The following is a 16472-nucleotide window of genomic DNA, read 5'->3' as shown; positions in this document are numbered from 1 at the left end:
CCATTGATCCACGGCAAGTGGCCTGGAATTCCTTGCCCGCCACGCTGCCCAATCCGCTAGTCTTGATCCATCTTGGAAGGGAGTCGCCCATGTTTGAATCTGCCGAAATCGGTCACGCCGTCGATAAGGACACTTACGACGCTGAAGTCCCGGCCTTGCGGGAAGCTTTGCTGGAGGCGCAGTTCGAGTTGCACCAGCAGGGGCGCTTCCCGGTCATCGTGCTGATCAATGGCATCGAGGGCGCCGGCAAGGGTGAAACCGTCAAGCTGCTCAATGAGTGGATGGACCCGCGCCTGATCGAGGTGCGCACCTTCGACCAGCAGACCGACGAAGAACTGGCCCGCCCGCCGGCCTGGCGCTACTGGCGGCAATTGCCGGCCAAGGGGCGCATGGGGGTGTTTTTCGGCAACTGGTACAGCCAGATGTTGCAGGGGCGGGTCCACGGCCAGATCAAGGATGCGCGCCTGGACCAGGCCATTGCCGGGGCCGAACGCCTGGAGCAGATGCTCTGCGATGAAGGGGCGCTGATCTTCAAGTTCTGGTTCCACCTGTCCAAGAAACAAATGAAGGCGCGGCTCAAGGCCCTGCAGGACGACCCGCTGCACAGCTGGCGCATCAGCCCGCTGGACTGGCAGCAGTCCGAGACCTACGACAAGTTCGTGCATTTCGGTGAGCGCGTGCTGCGCCGCACCAGCCGTGACTATGCGCCCTGGCATGTGATCGAAGGCGTGGACGCCAATTACCGCGGCCTGACCGTGGGCAAGATCCTCCTGGAGGGCCTGCAAAATGCCCTCAAGGTGCCCAAGGCCAGGGCCAGCGGGATCCAGCCGGCGCCATTGCCGTCGTCGGTGGACCAGATGAGCCTGCTCGACAGCCTGGACATGACCCAGCGCCTGGAAAAGGACGACTACGAAGAGCAACTGATTACCGAACAGGCGCGGCTCTCGGGCCTGATGCGTGACAAGCGCATGCGCAAGCACGCGCTGGTCACGGTTTTTGAAGGGAACGACGCGGCGGGCAAGGGCGGGGCGATCCGCCGGGTCGCGGCGGCGCTGGACCCACGCCAGTACCGCATCGTGCCGATTGCCGCGCCCACTGAAGACGAACGCGCCCAGCCATACCTGTGGCGCTTCTGGCGGCAGATCCCGGCGCGGGGCATGTTCACGGTGTTCGACCGCTCCTGGTACGGCCGCGTGCTGGTAGAGCGCATCGAAGGCTTTTGCACCACGGCCGACTGGATGCGCGCCTACGCCGAGATCAACGATTTCGAGGAGCAACTGCGCGATTCCGGGGTGATCGTGGTCAAGTTCTGGCTGGCCATCGATAAACAGACCCAGCTGGAGCGCTTCCAGGCCCGGGAAGAAATTCCGTTCAAACGCTTCAAGATCACCGAAGACGACTGGCGCAACCGCGACAAGTGGGATGCCTACCGGGCGGCGGTGGGCGACATGGTGGATCGCACCAGCACCGAGATCGCGCCCTGGACCCTGGTGGAAGCCAATGACAAGCGCTGGGCGCGGGTCAAGGTGTTGCGCACCATCAACCTGGCGCTGGAAGAGGCGTTCGCCAAGTCCGACAAGCACGACAAAAAGAAGAAGCACAAATAGCGCCATGCTTTTGCATACGCCAGGTGAATGATCGTCGCGATCACCCGGCGCTGGATCTATCCTCGATCTGTCTCCCAACAACGACAAGATTGAGGTAGCCCATGCGTGAAGTAGTGATCGTCGACAGCGTGCGAACCGGCCTGGCCAAGTCCTTTCGCGGCAAGTTCAACCAGACCCGCCCCGATGACATGGCCGCGCATTGCGTCAATGCGCTGCTGAGCCGCAGCGGCATCGACCCGGCCAGTGTCGAGGATTGCATTGTCGGTGCCGGCTCCAACGAAGGCGCCCAGGGCTACAACATCGGTCGCAACGTGGCGGTGCTGTCGCGCCTGGGCACCGGCACCGCCGGCATGACCCTCAACCGTTTCTGCTCCTCAGGGCTACAGGCGATTGCCATTGCGGCCAACCAGATTGCCTCGGGGTGCAGCGACATCATTGTCGCCGGTGGCGTCGAGTCCATCAGCCTGACGATGAAGAGCGTGAATACCGACAACCTGATCAACCCTTTGCTCAAGGAGCAGGTGCCGGGCATCTATTTCCCCATGGGCCAGACCGCCGAGATTGTCGCCCGCCGCTATAACGTCAGCCGCGAGGAGCAGGACCTGTACGCCTTGCAAAGCCAGCAACGCACCGCCCAGGCCCAGGCCGACGGGTTGTTTGACGATGAAATCGTGGCCATGGCGGTCAAGTACAAGGTCGAGGATAAGAACACCGGCCAGGTGCAGATTCTCGATGGCGTGGTCGACCGCGACGACTGCAACCGCCCGGACACCACCCTGGCCAGCCTGAGCGGGCTCAAGCCAGTGTTTGCCGAGGACGGCTCGGTGACAGCGGGAAACTCGTCGCAATTGTCCGATGGCGCATCGATGACCCTGGTGATGAGCCTGGAAAAAGCCCTGGAACTGGGGCTCAAGCCCAAGGCGTTTTTCCGTGGCTTTACCGTTGCCGGTTGTGAGCCGGACGAGATGGGCATCGGCCCGGTGTTCTCGGTGCCCAAATTGCTCAAGGCCCGTGGCCTGCAAGTGGCGGACATCGACCTGTGGGAACTCAACGAGGCGTTTGCTTCGCAGTGCCTGTATGCGCGCAATCGCCTGGAGATCGACAATGCCCGGTACAACGTCAACGGCGGCTCGATCTCCATCGGCCATCCGTTCGGCATGACCGGCTCGCGGCAGGTGGGGCATCTGGTACGGGAGCTGCAACGGCGCAATTTGCGCTATGGCATCGTCACCATGTGCGTCGGCGGCGGGATGGGGGCGACCGGGTTGTTCGAGGCCGTGCGCTGATCTATTAAACACCGCAGATCAAATGTGGGGGGCTTGCCTTAATGCCAGTCAGTTAAGCGCAGATCCCCTGTGGGAGCGGGCTTGCTCGCGAAAGCAGTGGGTCAGTCAACATCAATGTTTACTGGGCCGACGTCTTCGCGGCGATACGGCGATCCGACAAGCCCGCTCCCACAGTTGGTTTGTGGTGTGCCTGATAAAAAACTTCGCCAAGGTTTACCCACATCCTCCTAGAATGCGGGTTCCTCTACCTCTGGCTCTTGGGGCACTCATGCACATCTCTTCCGGCCGCTGGGTCTACGGCTTATCCCTGACCCTGCTGACCGCGCTGCTCTGGGGCATTTTGCCGATCAAGCTCAAACAGGTGCTGCAGGTGATGGACCCGATCACCGTGACCTGGTTTCGCCTGATGGTGTCCGGCAGTTGCCTGTTCGTCTACCTGGCCGCGGTCAAGCGCCTGCCCAGCCCGAAAGTCCTGGGCAAGCGCGGTGGCTGGCTGGTGGCGATGGCGGTGTGCGGCCTGGTGGGCAACTACGTGCTCTACCTGGTCGGGCTGAAGATGTTGAGCCCCGGCACGGCGCAACTGGTGGTGCAGATGGGGCCGATCTTCTTGATGATTGCCAGTGTGTTCCTGTTCAAGGAGCGTTTCAGCCTGGGGCAGGGCGTTGGCTTGCTGGTATTGATCATTGGCTTTGGGCTGTTCTTCAACCAGCGCCTGGCGGAGCTGTTGACGTCCCTGGGCACCTACACCGCCGGGGTGCTGACGATTCTGCTGGCGACCACCATCTGGGTGTTCTACGCCCTGGGCCAGAAGCAGTTGCTGACGGTGTGGAATTCGTTGCAGGTGATGATGGTGATTTACCTGTGTTGCGCGTTTCTCCTGTTGCCGTGGGTGCATCCCATGGAGGCGCTGCAACTGAGCCCATTGCAAGGCTGGCTGTTGCTGGCGTGCTGCTTCAATACGCTGATTGCCTATGGCGCATTTGCCGAGGCCCTGGCCCATTGGGAGGCGTCGCGGGTCAGTGCGACCCTGGCGATCACCCCGTTGGTGACTTTTGTCGCTGTGGCGATCGCGGCGTGGTTGTGGCCCGACTATGTGCATGCCGAGCAGATCAACGGCCTGGGTTACGGCGGTGCGGTGCTGGTGGTGCTGGGATCGGCGTCGGTGGCGTTGGCGCCGTCCTTGATCGCCGGGCTCAAGGCCCGGCGCGCAAGGTTGATACAACCTCTGTAGGAGCCGGCTTGCCGGCGAAAAACCCAAGGGCAACGCGGGGCATCAATCACCCCGCGTTATCGTTGACGTTTTTCGCCGGCAAGCCGGCTCCTACAGGAGAGGGGATCAGTGCCCGGCTTCGAGCATGTTTTCCGGGCGTACCCACTGGTCGAACTCGGCATCGGTGAGGTAGCCCAGCTCCAGCGCGGCTTCGCGCAGTGTCAGCCCTTCGGTATAGGCCTTCTTGGCAATCTGCGCCGACTTGTCATAGCCGATATGCGGGTTCAACGCCGTCACCAGCATCAAGCCACGCTCCAGGTGCGCGGCCATTTGCTCGGCGTCGGGCTCAAGGCCGGCGATGCAATGCTCCTGGAAGTTGCGGCAGCCGTCGGCCAGCAAACGGATCGACTCCAGCAGGTTGTGGATAATCACCGGCTTGTACACGTTCAACTGCAAATGCCCTTGGCTGGCGGCAATGCCGATGGTCACGTCGTTGCCCAGCACCTGGCAGGCCAGCATCGACAGCGCTTCGCACTGGGTCGGGTTGACCTTGCCGGGCATGATCGAGCTGCCCGGCTCATTGGCCGGCAAGCGCACTTCGGCCAGCCCCGCACGTGGGCCCGAGCCCAGCAGGCGCAGGTCGTTGGCGATTTTCATCAAGGCCACGGCCAGGGTCTTCAGGGCGCCAGACAGGGTGGTCAGCGGCTCATGGCCCGACAGTGCGGCGAACTTGTTGGGCGCGGTGACAAACGGCAACCCGGACAACGCGGCGATTTCTGCGGCAATCGCCTCGCCAAAGCCATGGGGCGAGTTCAGGCCGGTGCCGACCGCCGTGCCGCCCTGGGCCAGTTCGTAGACGGCGGGCAGGGCGCTGCGAATGGCGCGCTCGGCATAATCCAGTTGCGCGATAAACGCCGAGACCTCCTGGCCAAAGGTGATGGGCGTGGCATCCATCATATGGGTGCGGCCGGTCTTGACCAGCTTCATATGGCGCGCCGACAACTCCGCCAGCCCGCCGGACAGCTCACGCAGCGCCGGCAGCAATTGCTCGTGCACCGCCTGCACGGTGGCGATGCTCATGGCGGTGGGGAAGCAATCGTTGGAGCTCTGGGAACGGTTGACGTGATCGTTGGGGTGCACCGGGCTCTTGCCGCCACGGGCCTTGCCCGACAGCTCGTTGGCACGGCCGGCGATCACTTCGTTGGCGTTCATGTTGCTCTGGGTGCCACTGCCGGTCTGCCAGACCACCAGCGGGAACTGGTCATCATGCTTGCCGTCGAGCACTTCATCAGCAGCCTGTTCGATCAGCCGGGCGATGTCGGCGGGCAGGTCGCCGTTGCGGTCGTTGACCCGCGCTGCAGCTTTCTTGATCAGGACCAGGGCGTGGAGTACCGCCAGTGGCATGCGTTGCTCGCCGATGGCGAAATTGACCAGTGAACGCTGGGTCTGTGCGCCCCAGTAAGCGTCATCCGGGACTTGTACTTCGCCCAGGCTGTCGGTTTCGATACGGCTCATCGCAGGGACTCTCCTTGTAGTCGGTTTGCGCAGTTTAGGCCCTGGCGGCACGTTTGGGTTCCATAAAAGCCATTTCATCGGGCAAACCCTCGCAAAACCAGGCCCTACAAGGCGTGGGGTTGAGTGCCGGCGTTTTTTAGGCGCAGAATGGTCGCCCTTGGGGTCTTACCTCGCCTGCTAGAAAAGGAAACTCGATGACTCGTCTTCGTGCCATCTGTACCGCGGTTGCTCTGGTCTGTGCCAGCGGCCAGGTTCTTGCCGATACCGCCAGCCACAACGCCAGTGCCGAAGCCTTCCTGACCCTGGCTCACGCAGACAAGCTGGGCACCCCGGTGTACATGCAAGTGCAACAAATGTTCGCCCAGCGCTTCGAGCAGACCAAGGCGCCTGCCGCCAAGCAAACCGTTCTGGACACCTACCAGGCCAAGGCCAACGCCGCCCTGGACCAGGCCATTGGCTGGAACAAGCTCAAGCCGGACATGGTCAAGCTGTACACCAGCAACTTCAGCGAGTCCGAACTCAAAGACCTGGTTGCCTTCTACAAGTCGCCACTGGGCAAGAAAGTTTTGGAGAAAATGCCGCAACTGACCCAGCAATCGGCCCAACTGACCCAGGCCAAGCTGGAAAGCGCGGTACCTGTCGTGAACAAGCTGTTGGAAGACATGACCAACGAGCTGACCCCCAAAGCCGCACCCGCCAAGAAGAAGTAAGCAATGACCATGCAGCAGCGTATCGAATCGGCACTTGCCGCCCTGAGCCCGGAACACCTGAGTGTGCTGGACGAAAGCCATATGCACAGCCGTGGATTGCAGACGCATTTCAAGGCCGTGCTGGTCAGCCAGCAGTTCGAGGGGCTCAACCGGGTCAAGCGCCATCAGAAGGTCTACGCCACGTTGGGTGACCTGATGAGCGAGTTCCATGCGCTGGCGCTGCACACCTACACGCCTGAAGAATGGGCAAAAACCGACGCAGCCCCGGCCTCGCCGACCTGCGCTGGCGGTAGCAAACACTGACACCCACCGTTCTGTAGGAGCCGGCTTGCCGGCGATAGCGGTTAACCAGGCGCCACCCTCAGTGGCTGACCCGCCGCCATCGCCGGCAAGCCGGCTCCTACAAAGGCCTATGTTTTGCTAGAATCCGCAACGCGCCGCTCAGTCGGCGCGTTTTTTTTGCATCCGGTTCACCCTTTACGAGGGTAGCCACCTGGAGAGAACACCCATGACACAACCCATCGTCGTGGCGGCACTGTATAAGTTCGTCACCCTCGAAGATTACGTGGCCCTGCGCGAGCCGCTGTTGCAGGCCATGGTCGACAACGGCATCAAGGGCACCTTGCTGATCGCCGAAGAAGGCATCAACGGTACCGTTTCCGGCAGCCGCGAAGGCATTGATGGCCTGATGGCCTGGCTGAAGAACGACCCGCGCATGGTCGATATCGATCACAAAGAGTCGTACTGCGACGAGCAGCCGTTCTACCGCACCAAGGTCAAGCTGAAAAAAGAGATCGTGACCCTGGGCGTCGAAGGCGTCGACCCGAACAAGAAAGTCGGGACCTACGTTGATCCACAAGACTGGAACGCGTTAATCAGCGATCCAGAAGTGCTGTTGATCGATACCCGTAACGACTATGAAGTGTCGATCGGCACCTTTGAAGGCGCAATCGACCCGAAGACTACGAGTTTTCGCGAATTTCCCGACTACATCAAAGCCAACTTCGACCCGGCCCGGCACAAGAAAGTCGCCATGTTCTGCACCGGCGGCATTCGTTGTGAAAAAGCCTCGAGCTATATGCTCAGCGAGGGCTTCGATGAGGTGTATCACCTCAAGGGCGGCATCCTCAAATACCTCGAGGAAGTGCCCCAGGAAGAGACCAAGTGGCAGGGCGACTGCTTTGTTTTCGATAACCGCGTGACCGTGCGCCACGACTTGAGCGAAGGTGACTACGATCAATGTCATGCCTGCCGTACTCCGGTTAGCGTAGAGGACCGCGCATCCGAGCATTACGTGGCCGGCATCAGTTGCCCGCACTGCTGGGATAAGCTGTCCGAGAAGACCCGTCGCAGTGCGATCGACCGTCAGAAGCAGATCGAGCTGGCCAAGGCCCGCAACATGCCGCACCCGATTGGTTACAACTACAAGCAATCATCCACCGAGGCTTGAACCATGTCTGCGCGCCTGCTCTATGTGATGGACCCGATGTGTTCCTGGTGCTGGGGTTTTGCCCCGGTGGCCAAGGCCCTGGTTGAGCAGGCCCAGGCAGCGGGCGTGGAGTTGCACCTGGTGGTGGGCGGCTTGCGCACCGGCAGTGGCGCGGCGCTGGAGCCGGCCACCCGGCGCTATATCCTGGAGCACTGGCAGGCGGTGACTGAAGCCACTGGCCAGCCGTTCCGCCTGGAGGGCGCCTTGCCTGATGGCTTTGTGTATGACACGGAGCCGGCCTGCCGGGCCCTGGTCACCGCGCGCGGCCTGGCGCCGGATTGCGCCTGGACCTTGCTCGGGCTGATCCAGCAGGCGTTTTATGTCGAGGGCCGCGATGTGACTCGCGCCAGTGTGCTGGTGGAGCTGGCCGAGACCGCCGGGGTGCCGCGTATCGAGTTTGCCGAGGCCTTTGACCGTGCCGAGCAGCATGCAGCCACGGCCGCCGATTTTACCTGGGTGCAGGATCTGGGCATTGCCGGCTTCCCCACCTTGTTGGCCGAGCGCAATGGCCAGTTGGCCTTGTTGACCAACGGCTACCAGCCGCTGTCCGAGCTCGCACCTTTGCTCGGTCGCTGGCTGGAGCGAGCTGCCTGTGCATGATCAGCCAACGCCACGGGTTGATCGGCTGACCTGGGCAGAAATCCGCCGCCTGGCCCTGCGCCATAAAAAAGCCCTGTGGATCGCCAATGGTGTCGCCGTCCTGGCGACCCTGTGCAGCGTGCCGATTCCCTTGCTCCTGCCTCTGCTGGTGGACGAGGTGCTGCTGGGCAATGGCGATGGCGCGTTGAAAGTGATGAACCATGCGTTGCCAGCAGCCTGGCAGCAGGCCGCCGGCTATATCGGCCTGATGCTGCTGATCACCCTGGTGCTGCGTTGCGCGGCCCTGGTGTTCAACGTGGTCCAGGCGCGCCTGTTTGCCGGGCTGGCCAAGGACATTGTCTATCGCATCCGTGTGCGGTTGATCGAACGGCTCAAGCGTATCTCCCTGAGCGAATACGAAAGCCTGGGCGGCGGCACCGTGACCACGCACCTGGTCACCGACCTGGACACGGTGGACAAGTTTGTCGGTGAAACCTTGAGCCGGTTCCTGGTGGCCACGTTGACCCTGGTCGGCACCTCCGGGATCCTGATGTGGATGCACTGGAAGCTGGCGCTGTTGATCCTGCTGTTCAACCCGTTGGTGATCTATGCCACGGTGCAGTTGGGCAAGCGGGTCAAGCACCTGAAGAAGCTGGAAAACGACAGCACCTCGCGGTTTACCCAGGCGCTGACGGAAACCCTGGATGCGATCCAGGAAGTGCGCGCCGGCAATCGCCAGGGCTTTTTCCTCGGGCGCCTGGGGCAGCGTGCCCAGGAAGTGCGCGACTTTGCCATCAACTCCCAATGGAAAAGCGACGCCTCCAGCCGCGCCAGTGGCCTGCTGTTCCAGTTTGGTATCGACATCTTTCGCGCGGCGGCAATGCTCACCGTGCTGTTTTCCGACCTGTCCATCGGCCAGATGCTCGCGGTGTTCAGCTACCTGTGGTTCATGATCGGCCCGGTGGAGCAACTGCTGAACCTGCAATACGCCTACTACGCTGCCGGTGGCGCGCTGACGCGCATCAACGAACTGCTGGCCCGCGCCGACGAGCCGCAATATGCCGGGGGCGAGGATCCGTTTACCGGGCGCGAAACCGTGGGTATCGAGGTGCGGGGCCTGGACTTTGGCTACGGCGAAGACCTGGTGCTCAACCAACTGAACCTGGCCATCGCTCCCGGCGAGAAGGTGGCGATTGTCGGCGCCAGTGGCGGCGGTAAAAGCACCCTGGTGCAACTGCTGTTGGGGCTCTACACCCCGCAGGCAGGCACGATCCGCTTCGGCGGCGCGACCCAGCAGGCGATTGGCCTGGAAACCATCCGCGAGCATGTCGCGGTGGTGCTGCAGCACCCGGCACTGTTCAACGATACCGTGCGCGCCAACCTGACCATGGGCCGCGAGCGCAGCGACCAGGCCTGTTGGCAGGCCCTAGAAATCGCCCAGATGGAGGCTACGGTCAAAGGGTTGCCCCAGGGCCTGGACAGTATTGTCGGGCGCTCTGGCGTGCGCTTGTCCGGTGGCCAGCGCCAACGCCTGGCGATTGCCCGAATGGTACTGGCCGAGCCAAAGGTGGTGATCCTCGACGAAGCCACCTCGGCCCTGGATGCGGCCACCGAATACAACCTGCACCAGGCGCTGGCGCGGTTTCTCAGTGGGCGTACTACACTGATCATTGCTCACCGTTTGTCGGCGGTGAAGCAGGCTGATAGGGTATTGGTGTTTGACGGTGGACACATTGCCGAAGATGGCGACCACCAGCAACTGATAGCCGATGGCGGCTTGTACGCCAAGCTTTATGGACACTTGCAACAAGTTCGCTGAATCGATCCCGTATCCGATCCTGGAGGGATCGCGTTTGGCCTCGGCTGTGCTGTCAGGAGCAGTTTTTACTCGCCTGTGCTGATGCAAGGGACCTCATGAAGCAGAAGCGAACTCTCGGAACACCAAGGTTGCTGGGCATTGTCTGGCCCTTTATTGCCGTCGTCCTGTTTCAGGCACTGCTGGGCTGCGTCAGCCTCTACATGCTGTCGGCCGTGCGCGGCTATGTGGCGGGCGAGAGCCTGTGGTCCAAGGGCCAGAAAGACGCCATCTACTATCTGACGCTATACGCCGACAACCGCGACCAGGCGACCTTTCTCAAATACCAGAATGCGATTGCGGTGCCCCAGGGCGGGCACGAGTTGCGGGTTGCCCTGGATCGCCCCAGCCCTGACCTCGCGGCGGCGCGCCTGGGGATTCTCAAGGGCGGTAACCATCCAGATGATGTGGCGAGCCTGATCTGGCTCTATCTCAACTTTCGCCATTTCAGCTACCTGGAAAAAGCCATCGAGCTGTGGACCATCGGTGATGGCTACCTGGTGCAACTCGATGACCTGGCGCAGGAGATGCACAGGGGGATCATTGCCAATCGGGTCAGCAGCGCCGACATCCATGCCTGGAAAGAGCGGATTATCGCCATCAACGATGGCGTGACACCGGCGGCCAAGGCCTTCAGCGATGCCCTGGGCGAAGGCTCCAGGATGATTCTGCGCCTGCTGGTGACCACCAACCTGGCCACCGCCCTCGGCCTGATCGCCCTGGCGTTGCTGCGCACCCGCAAGCTCTTGGCCCAGCGGCACGCGTTTGCTGATGCCTTGCAACTGGAGAGGGAGCGGGCGCAGATCACCCTGGAGTCCATTGGCGATGGGGTGATCACCACCGATGTCGACGGGGCGATCGCCTATATGAACCCGGCGGCGGAATCCCTGACCCACTGGAACGCGGCCCAGGCCCAGGGCTTGCCGTTGGCCGCGCTGTTCAATCTGCTGGATGAACACGCCCAGGCCGATGGGTTTACCCTGATCGATCACATTCTTGACGGCCAACTCAGTGGTGGCAGCGAGCACTCCAAGCTGATCCAGCGCCTGGATGGCAGTACCGTGTCCGTGACCCTGGTGGGCGCGCCGATCCGCAGTGCTGGCAAGGTCAGCGGGGCGGTGCTGGTGTTGCACGACATGACCCAGGAGCGCCAATACATTGCCAACCTGTCCTGGCAGGCGACCCATGATGCATTGACCGGGCTGGCCAACCGGCGCGAATTTGAGTATCGCCTGGAGCAGGTGCTACACGGCATCGGGCGCCAGCAGTCGGCGCGGCATGCCTTGATGTTCCTCGACCTGGACCAGTTCAAACTGGTCAACGACACCTGTGGCCATGCGGCAGGCGATGAATTGCTGCGGCATATCTGCGCCCTGCTGCAATCGGACCTGCGCGAAGGCGATACCCTGGCCCGCCTGGGCGGTGATGAATTTGGCATTCTGCTGGAGAACTGCCCGGCGCCAGTGGCCGAGAAAATCGCCGAGAGCCTGCGTCACACCGTGCAAAACCTGCACTTCGTCTGGAAAGGCCGACCGTTTGTCACCACGGTCAGTATCGGCCTGGTGCATATCACCCACACCCCGACCACCCTGGAAACTTCGTTGCGTGCTGCCGATATGGCCTGCTACATGGCCAAGGAGAAGGGACGCAACCGGGTGCAGGTCTATCACGCCGATGACACCGAATTGTCCCTGCGTTTTGGCGAAATGGCCTGGATCCAGCGCTTGCACATGGCCCTGGAAGAGGACCGTTTTTGCCTGTATGCCCAGGAAATCGCCCCCTTGGGCCACACCGAGGCGGGCAACGGGCATATCGAGATTCTGCTGCGCCTGCACGATGAGGCCGGGCGGATGATCTTGCCCGACAGCTTTATCCCGGCCGCCGAGCGTTACGGGTTGATGACCTCCCTGGACCGCTGGGTGGTGGAGAACGTGTTCAAGCTGATTGCCCGCTGCATGGTCGAGCGACCGGGCAGGCCCATGGCGATGTGTGCGATCAACCTGTCGGGCATCACCATCGGCGATGACGACTTCCTGCGCTTTTTGCGGGAAAAGTTCAGCGCCTACGGCATTCCGCCGGGGATGATCTGTTTTGAAATCACTGAAACCAGTGCAATTTCCAACCTGGGCAGCGCGATTCGTTTTATCAATGAGCTCAAGGCCTTGGGTTGTTGCTTCTCCCTGGATGACTTTTGTGCGGGGATGTCCTCATTCGCCTACCTCAAACATTTACCTGTAGACTTCCTGAAGATCGATGGAAGTTTCGTAAAGGATATGCTGGACGACCCGATTAACCGCGCCATGGTCGAAGTGATCAACCACATCGGCCATGTCATGGGTAAGCGCACTATTGCCGAGTTTGTCGAAACGCCGCACATCGAGCAGGCATTGCTCGAGATCGGCGTGGACTACGCTCAGGGCTACCTGATTGAACGCCCGCAATTGTTTACCTTCGATAGTTTGCAGTGTCGACCTGCGCGCCCGCAGCCTCTGTTGTTCAGGGCGCCCGGCACGTTCCGCTGAAACATCTGCTGGTCTGTACACATCACACATCAAAAGGAGCCCGACAGTGATCGACACATTCAGCAGAACCGGCCCGCTTATGGAAGCCTCAAGTTACCCCGCCTGGGCTCAGCAACTGATCCAGGACTGTAGCGAGAGCAAGCGCCGAGTTGTCGAACACGAACTGTACCAGCGCATGCGCGATAACAAGCTCAGTGCCAAGACCATGCGCCATTACCTGATTGGTGGCTGGCCAGTGGTGGAACAGTTCGCGTTGTACATGGCACAAAACCTGACCAAGACCAAGTTTGCCCGTCACCCCGGCGAGGATATGGCGCGACGTTGGTTGATGCGCAATATTCGCGTGGAACTGAACCATGCCGATTATTGGGTGCATTGGGCGCGCGCCCATGGTGTTGGCCTGGAAGAGTTGCAGGCGCAGAACGTACCGCCCGAGTTGCACGCACTGAGTCATTGGTGCTGGCACACCAGTTCGGCCGACTCGTTGATCGTCGCGATTGCCGCCACCAACTACGCCATCGAGGGGGCCACTGGGGAGTGGTCTGCGCTGGTGTGTTCGACGGGCGTGTATGCCGCAGCGTTCCCCGAAGAAGATCGCAAGCGCGCCATGAAGTGGCTGAAGATGCATGCCCAGTACGATGACGCCCACCCGTGGGAAGCACTGGAAATCATCTGCACCCTGGCGGGGATGAACCCGAGCAAGGCGTTGCAAGTGGAGTTGCGCCAGGCCGTGTGCAAGAGCTACGACTACATGTACCTGTTCCTGGAACGCTGCATGCAGTTGGAGAAAACCCCAGTGACCCGCGAGCGCCAGGTATTGGCGACCAGCGAAGCCTGACCCAGGCAGGGCGGGGTAGCGTTTACCCCGCCATTGCCAGGCGGTTGCGGCCTTCGCGCTTGGCCACATACAAGGCATTGTCGGCCCGGCGCAGCAGGCTCTCGGCCGACTCGCCCGCCAGCAAGGTCGCGCAACCCAGGCTCACCGTCAATTCGATACGCGTAGTGTCCGCCCAGTAGTCCTGGGCCTGTGCTGCCTGGCGCAGGCGTTCGCCCACCATGGCCGCGGCATCGCGTCCGGTGTTGGACAGCAGGATCAGGAACTCTTCCCCGCCAAACCGAAACACCATATCCACATTGCGCAACTGGCCCTTGATCGAGGCTGCGACGGCCTTGAGCACCTTGTCGCCGGTGGCGTGGCCGTGGCTGTCGTTGATGCGCTTGAAGTGATCGATATCGAGCATCAGCAAGGACAGCGGATGCAGGTGCCGCTTGGCCATCTCGATCTCCCGGCCCAGGGTCTGGTCCATGGCGATGCGGTTGCCGGTCTCGGTCAGCGGGTCACGCAGGGCGCTGCGGGTCGCGGTGCGATACAGCAGGGCGTTGCGCATCGGGTAGAGCAGGCTGGCCAACAGCGACTCCAGGTTGCCCTGTTCTTCTTCGCTGAAACGCTGGTTACGGCGAAACACCAGCTCTCCCAGATGCTCGCCCTGGTGGCTGAGGCTATAGCTCACGGAGTGATGGCCGCGCTGGCCATATTCCAGGCGCAGGTCGCTGGCTTCATGGCGGTATTGCAGGGCGTCCAGGGGCACCAGGCGCTGCACTTCGCGAAAGAACAGGCCAAGGATCCGCTCGGCTTCCAGGCTGGTCTGCAATTGCAGGTTCAGCTGCTGGCGCAGTTGCGCGAGGCTGATGGGGCGCCGTGCGATAAGGGAAGGCTGGCCAAAGCCCAGGCGTTGCAATTTGGCACTATCGAAGTCAATTGCGTTGGTCTGGGTCGGTGTTTTCATAAACGGGCAGGCCTCTAAGCACAGAATGCTGTCTTACAGGCTCGATGGGAGCGGCCACTGGCGGGCGTCTTACTGTTCCTTCAGTTCCGTAAAACTTAGGTAACAGTCTAGTCCGCTTTGCCGGGGGTTATAACCCCTGATCCCATGCCGCACGTCTTGATGTCGCGCTGCCTGCTTAAGCATATTGGAGCGAAAACCGTGCCAGTTAGTGCAATTAGTTTTTAGTGCTTATAAAACAAGGGGATGGGATTTATTGAGGAAAGGGGGCGGTGGGGATTTGGCGCAGGCCCATTGAGCCCGACACTGCGCCATCGCGGGCAAGCCCGCTCCCACAATGGCGTGGTGTCATGTCCGAAGATTATTGCGCGTCGAACGCCTGCCCATTGATCCCCGAGCTATCCGGGCCCATCAGGTACAGGTACACCGGCATGATCTCTTCCGGCAGAGGGTTGTTGGCCGGGTTTTCCCCTGGATAGGCCTGGGCGCGCATGCTGGTGCGGGTGGCGCCGGGGTTGATGCTGTTGGCACGTACTGCCGCGACGGTGTCGAGTTCGTCGGCCAGGGTTTGCATCAGGCCTTCGGTGGCAAATTTCGACACACCATAGGCGCCCCAGTAGGCCCGGCCCTTGCGCCCGACGCTGCTGGAGGTGAACACCACCGAAGCGTCCTGGGACAGCTTGAGCAGCGGCAGCAGAGTGGCGGTCAGCATGAACATGGCGTTGACGTTGATATGCATGACCCGCATGAAATTCTCGCCCGACAGCTGTTCGATCGGGGTGCGTGGGCCGATGATCGAGGCGTTGTGCAGCAGCCCGTCGAGATGACCGAATTCTTTTTCAATCATTGCCGCCAGCTCATCGTATTGATGGGGCAGGGCGGTTTCCAGGTTGAACGGGATCACCACCGGTTGCGGGTGACCGGCGGCTTCGATTTCATCGTAGACCTGGGCCAGGTTGGCTTCGGTCTTGCCCAGCAACAGTACGGTGGCACCGTGGGCGGCATAGGTCTTGGCCGCCGCTGCACCAATCCCGCGACCGGCACCGGTGACCAGGATGACCCGGTCCTTGAGCAATTCTGGGCGTGCGGAGTAATCAAACATAATCGACCTCAACAAAAATTCAGTCTGAATGTGGGGCGGGCTTGCTCGCGATAGCACAGTGTCAGTCAATAAATCGGCAACTGATTCACTGCTATCGCTGGCAAGCCACCTCCCACATTGATCTCAGTGTTTCAGTGTCAGCAGCTGCAGAGTGCGCTATCGAGCACCTTGCGCAGTTCCAGCGGGTGATCGACCACGACGTCGGCGCCCCAGTTGCGGGCGTTGTCGTCAGGGTGGATGTAGCCGTAGGTGACGGCCGCAGTACGGGTGCCGGCGTCGCGGCCCGACTCGATATCCCGCAGGTCGTCGCCCACGAACAGTACGCTGGCCGGGTCCAGGTCAAGCATCTTGCAGGCCAGGATCAGCGGCTCCGGGTCGGGCTTGCTGTTTTTTACGTGGTCCGGGCAGATCAGCAGCGCCGAGCGCTGGGCCAGGCCCAGTTGTTCCATGATCGGCTCGGCAAAGCGCAGGGGCTTGTTGGTGACTACGCCCCAGATCAGCTTGGAACGCTCGATGTCTTCCAGCAGTTCGGCCATGCCATCAAACAACTTGCTGTGGATTGCGCAGCCCTTGACGTAGCGTTCGAGGAACTCCAGGCGCAGCTCTTCAAAGCCTGGGGACTGCGGGTCCATGGAAAACGTCACGGCGACCATGGCCCGGGCACCGCCGGAAATTTCATCGCGGATATGCTGGTCGTTGATCGGCGCAAGCCCGCGCTCGGTGCGCATGGCCTGGCAGATGGCGATAAAGTCCGGCGCGGTATCGAGCAGCGTACCGTCCATGTCGAAAAGAACCGCTTTCAACTTCACAGGC

At 61.5% G+C, this 16472-nt stretch carries 14 protein-coding genes; 10 read left to right on the top strand and 4 right to left on the bottom strand.

From position 1 onward, the window contains the following. Nucleotides 1-89: 89 nt before the first annotated feature. From pap to AC19YY_RS16120, 3 genes are all read left to right on the top strand, one after another. Nucleotides 90-1607: a polyphosphate:AMP phosphotransferase gene (gene pap, locus AC19YY_RS16130; protein ID WP_500604515.1), complete on the top strand. Its 1518-nt coding sequence runs from the start codon at nt 90-92 to the stop codon at nt 1605-1607. 101 nt (nt 1608-1708) lie between these two features. Beyond that, nucleotides 1709-2893: a thiolase family protein gene (locus AC19YY_RS16125; protein WP_169952767.1), complete on the top strand. Its 1185-nt coding sequence runs from the start codon at nt 1709-1711 to the stop codon at nt 2891-2893. Between the two features lie 268 nt (nt 2894-3161). Beyond that, nucleotides 3162-4124, top strand: coding sequence for a DMT family transporter (locus AC19YY_RS16120; RefSeq protein ID WP_170042771.1), 963 nt, complete (start codon nt 3162-3164; stop codon nt 4122-4124). Between the two features lie 105 nt (nt 4125-4229). Here AC19YY_RS16120 and AC19YY_RS16115 read toward each other — a convergent pair whose 3' ends face one another. Next, complete coding sequence (locus AC19YY_RS16115; RefSeq protein WP_169952765.1) at nt 4230-5618, bottom strand: class II fumarate hydratase; 1389 nt, start codon at nt 5616-5618, stop codon at nt 4230-4232. 194 nt (nt 5619-5812) lie between these two features. On the opposite strand from AC19YY_RS16115, the gene AC19YY_RS16110 reads away from it, so the two are divergent. The 7 genes from AC19YY_RS16110 to AC19YY_RS16080 all read left to right on the top strand — a co-directional run bounded on the left by AC19YY_RS16110 (nt 5813) and on the right by AC19YY_RS16080 (nt 13611). After that, the gene (locus AC19YY_RS16110; protein ID WP_115127820.1) at nt 5813-6328 is read left to right on the top strand and encodes a DUF2059 domain-containing protein; all 516 of its coding nucleotides are present in this window, start codon (nt 5813-5815) and stop codon (nt 6326-6328) included. A gap of 3 nt (nt 6329-6331) precedes the next feature. Next, a complete protein-coding gene (locus tag AC19YY_RS16105; protein WP_115127821.1) occupies nt 6332-6631 on the top strand; it encodes a BolA family protein in 300 nt (99 codons plus the stop codon). A 205-nt stretch (nt 6632-6836) separates the two neighbouring features. Beyond that, nucleotides 6837-7778 carry an oxygen-dependent tRNA uridine(34) hydroxylase TrhO gene (gene trhO / locus AC19YY_RS16100; RefSeq protein WP_170057031.1) on the top strand — a complete coding sequence of 314 codons (942 nt, stop codon included), beginning with the start codon at nt 6837-6839 and terminating at the stop codon, nt 7776-7778. A 36-nt stretch (nt 7779-7814) separates the two neighbouring features. After that, nucleotides 7815-8417, top strand: a complete 603-nt coding sequence (locus AC19YY_RS16095) for a DsbA family protein (protein ID WP_169952869.1) — start codon at nt 7815-7817, stop codon at nt 8415-8417. Beyond that, entirely contained in the window at nt 8410-10215 is a 1806-nt protein-coding gene (locus AC19YY_RS16090; protein ID WP_500604514.1) for an ABC transporter ATP-binding protein, read from the top strand. Before AC19YY_RS16095 ends, AC19YY_RS16090 begins: the two co-directional genes overlap by 8 nt. 95 nt (nt 10216-10310) lie before the next feature. After that, a complete protein-coding gene (locus AC19YY_RS16085) occupies nt 10311-12773 on the top strand; it encodes an EAL domain-containing protein (RefSeq protein ID WP_500604513.1) in 2463 nt (820 codons plus the stop codon). A gap of 79 nt (nt 12774-12852) precedes the next feature. After that, nucleotides 12853-13611, top strand: coding sequence for an iron-containing redox enzyme family protein (locus AC19YY_RS16080; RefSeq protein WP_178123756.1), 759 nt, complete (start codon nt 12853-12855; stop codon nt 13609-13611). A gap of 22 nt (nt 13612-13633) precedes the next feature. Here the strand turns inward: AC19YY_RS16080 and AC19YY_RS16075 are convergent, their stop codons facing one another. The 3 genes from AC19YY_RS16075 to mupP all read right to left on the bottom strand — a co-directional run bounded on the left by AC19YY_RS16075 (nt 13634) and on the right by mupP (nt 16468). Next, nucleotides 13634-14560 (bottom strand): GGDEF domain-containing protein, encoded by a 927-nt coding sequence (locus AC19YY_RS16075; protein WP_169952758.1) that lies wholly within the window; start codon nt 14558-14560, stop codon nt 13634-13636. 358 nt (nt 14561-14918) lie between these two features. Beyond that, complete coding sequence (locus AC19YY_RS16070; protein ID WP_032863166.1) at nt 14919-15659, bottom strand: YciK family oxidoreductase; 741 nt, start codon at nt 15657-15659, stop codon at nt 14919-14921. A gap of 137 nt (nt 15660-15796) precedes the next feature. Further along, complete coding sequence (gene mupP / locus AC19YY_RS16065) at nt 15797-16468, bottom strand: N-acetylmuramic acid 6-phosphate phosphatase MupP (RefSeq protein WP_169952756.1); 672 nt, start codon at nt 16466-16468, stop codon at nt 15797-15799. Nucleotides 16469-16472 lie beyond the last annotated feature (4 nt).

Source organism: Pseudomonas sp. MF09156, from assembly GCF_059862305.1.
This window is presented reverse-complemented; position numbering and strand designations above follow the sequence as displayed.